This is a genomic window from Methanomethylovorans sp. (assembly GCF_050177135.1).
GTDB lineage: Archaea > Halobacteriota > Methanosarcinia > Methanosarcinales > Methanosarcinaceae > Methanomethylovorans.
On record NZ_JBFXHJ010000206.1, the window covers coordinates 1 to 3,200 of the forward strand.

The window sequence follows — 3,200 nt, forward strand, 5'->3', positions numbered from 1 at the left end:
TCAAAAAACCATCAGCCTGTTTAGTGAGACAAAAAATGAGCGATGAAGGAAAATCAAGAGATCAGCTCCTAAAAGAAGTACATGAACTAAAAGGACGTATAAAGGAGCTTGAAGCCAATTCGTTCAACCAACAGACTGAATTGGAGATATTTGAAAATACAGCACTTTTTCATGAATTGTCCAATTCAATTCCTGACCTGATCTTTTGTAAGGATAAGCAGGGAAAGTATATTGTATGCAACCCTGCCTTTTCAAAATTCCTTGGTCGCCCAAAAGAAGAGATCATCGGAAAAACCGATCAAGATCTGTTTGGAAATGAACTTACTAACAATTTTCTTATAAATGATAAAAAGATCATTGAAGAAAATAATTTTTTGAAAACTGAAGAACTGGCAGTTGACTTCAATGGGAAGGAGGTTCTTTTTGAAACATTCAAAGCTCCTCTTTACACATCAGCTGGTACACTCATAGGGATCCTGGGTGTCAGCAAGGACATTACTCCCAGAAAACGGATAGATGAAGAACTTGCAAAAACACAAGAACAACTTATTTCAGTTCTTGAGGCTTTTGATCAGCCGGCTTATGTTTGTGATCCGGTTAATTACGAGATACTATTTGTGAACTCACCTATGAAAAAAAGATATGGAAATGAAACCCCGGGAAAAAAATGCTACTCGGTATTTCAAAATCTCGATTCTCCATGTTCTTTTTGCACTAATCATCTGATCTTTGGAGAGAATATAGGCCAAACCCATATCTGGGAATTCCAGAATAATGTCGATGATCGATGGTATCGCTGTATAGATAAAGCTATAAATTGGCCTGACGGACGAATGGTAAGGTTTGAAATAGCTATCGACATCCATGAACAGAAAATTGCAGAAAAAGTGCTTAAGGAGAGCGAAAAGAAATATCGTGCCTATATCGATAACTCCCCTCAACTGATTTTTGTAGCAGATGCTGCTGGCAGATACATCGAAGTTAATCCGGCAGCATGCATAATAACCGGTTATTCTAAAAATGAATTGTTGAACATGCACCGACTGGACCTATATGCCCCGGAATCTAAAGAAGCTGCTATCAATTCATTCAAACAGCTTCTGAGTACAGGCAGATCAACCGGAGAATTCTGTTTCATTAAGAAAAATGGGACAAAATATTATATGATAGTTGAAGCGGTGAAACTGTCAGATGACAGAGTAATAGGTTTCTGTATAGATAGCACCGAACGCAAGAGAACTGAAGAAGACCTCTTGAAAGCTAAAATTGCTGCAGAAAACTCCAATCGTACAAAGAGCGAATTCCTGGCCACTATGAGCCATGAGTTGAGAACGCCACTTAACTCGATCATAGGTTTCTCAGAGGTACTTTCCGAAGGATATTTTGGTCAGATCAATGAAAAACAGGCAAAATACCTGAAGAACATATCCAACAGTGGAAAACATCTGTTGAATATTATTAACAACATTCTTGATATCTCAAAGGTCGAGTCTGGAAAAATGCAGCTCTATAAAGAGAAGATATACGTAAAAGAGCTTGTGGATGAAATGATCTCTGCCATGCAGCATCTTGCAGCAAGTAAGGAGATCGTACTGAAGATCAAGGCAGACTCGAAGTTCGGGGCAGTGCAAGCGGACAAAGCAAAATTGAGGCAGATCTTATATAATCTGATTGGCAATGCTATCAAATTCACGGATATCGGTGGTTCAGTGACCATTGGAACCAGGGATGATGATGAAATGGCATATATATCGGTAACGGATACTGGCATCGGCATCCCTGCTAATGATCTGATGAAACTCTTTAAGCCTTTCACTCAGCTTGATTCAACCTGTGCAAGAAAATACGAAGGCACCGGACTTGGCCTTGCATTGGCAAAAGAACTTGCTGAACTGCATGGAGGAACGATCAATGTGGAAAGTGAACCTGGGAAAGGCAGTACTTTTACGTTAGCTCTGCCTCTTAAAGAGAAGATAACAACTCTATATTCGGAAACGAACGAAAGTATAAAAACTCAACATGATCCCTGTTATCTCTGGCCAGAATTGTGATCAATTATAAAAGAGTAAGGCAGATCAAGTATTCTGCCATCCCATATCTTTCATCGCCTCTGCATCAGCTGGTATCACCTTAAGCGTATAGGAGCATTGTGCTGAATCCACTGTATTCTCTGCTATATCTGTGACCTCAATGCCATATACATTGCTGTAATAAGCAATAATGAGCTCGGACCCTGTTGGTGCTTTGAAGAACTGGATATTAGCTTCTGCATACCACTTCACCCAGGGTGTTTCATTACATGGCATATTCGGATATTGCAGCAGGATGCGTTCATTTTGTAGCATTTGTTGGTTCATTTCATCCCATACCCCATCAATGATCGCTGATGTGACCAGACCCTGGAACATTTTAATGTTCACTGTATGATCGGTTATCACTTCAGCTGTCATCTGACCGGAGCGGTTCCCATAACCAGCATGACCACTTATGAAACTGTAAGTCATACTATACTGTTCCGGGAATGATCCCATGACGACACTATTAACTAAAGTCAGTTCGGAACCATCATACTTGTAAGTGGGTGCATTTTTGATCCATTCCTCTGCAATCGTCTCCGCCTCTGCCGCAGATATAGTTAGCGCATACTGTTTCAGGTCAACCAATGCCTGATCTATCTCTTTCAGATCTTCCGGCATGTATTCCTGTGAGTACGGGTCCACTTTTACGGTCTTATTAAAATCCTTCTGAAGCAGGCTGATCTCCACAATTCCAACATCCGTAACGACCGGCTGCCCTGGCTGAGGCACATATGTAGCATTCATTTCCAGAAAATCATTGTCTCTGAAAAGTTGCAGGAGATCTTCACGAGTACTTGCATTTAGTGGCTTTATAGATCTTTGTGTCAATTCATAAGTGGGACTATAATAACTGAGGGTCACAGCAGTGGTATTTATCATCAGCTCCTGAATTGCCATGTTCTGCATCACGAATCCACCGTAAGTACGATGATTGATGGTAGCTTCATTCACAATACCCGGTTTTTCTGCTGGCTTCTCAGTACATCCTGCAACTAACAGAATAAATCCTAGAAATACCATTAATAATATTTTATTCATACAATCCCCCTATTGGCTTTGCACTTTTATTATAGTAATTTAAGGTTTACATTATTTTAAGATTGCTTTGGCTCGTCATAAAGC

General features: G+C 40.1%; 2 protein-coding genes. One reads left to right on the forward strand and one right to left on the reverse strand.

Annotation, left to right across the window (positions count from 1 at the left end):
• A partial coding sequence (locus AB7U21_RS11505) for a PAS domain-containing sensor histidine kinase (protein ID WP_428389191.1) occupies positions 1-2,051 on the forward strand: 2,051 nt, incomplete at its 5' end.
• Between the two features lie 24 nt (positions 2,052-2,075).
• On the opposite strand, the gene AB7U21_RS11510 is transcribed toward AB7U21_RS11505, so the two are convergent.
• On the reverse strand, positions 2,076-3,116 hold the full coding sequence (locus AB7U21_RS11510; RefSeq protein WP_333787967.1) for a hypothetical protein: 1,041 nt from the start codon (positions 3,114-3,116) through the stop codon (positions 2,076-2,078).
• Positions 3,117-3,200: the final 84 nt, after the last annotated feature.

What these genes read in the sequence shown, in the direction of transcription:
- AB7U21_RS11510 (WP_333787967.1), bottom strand. Translation starts at nt 3,116, where the DNA reads ATGAATAAAATATTATTAATGGTATTTCTAGGATTTATTCTGTTAGTT.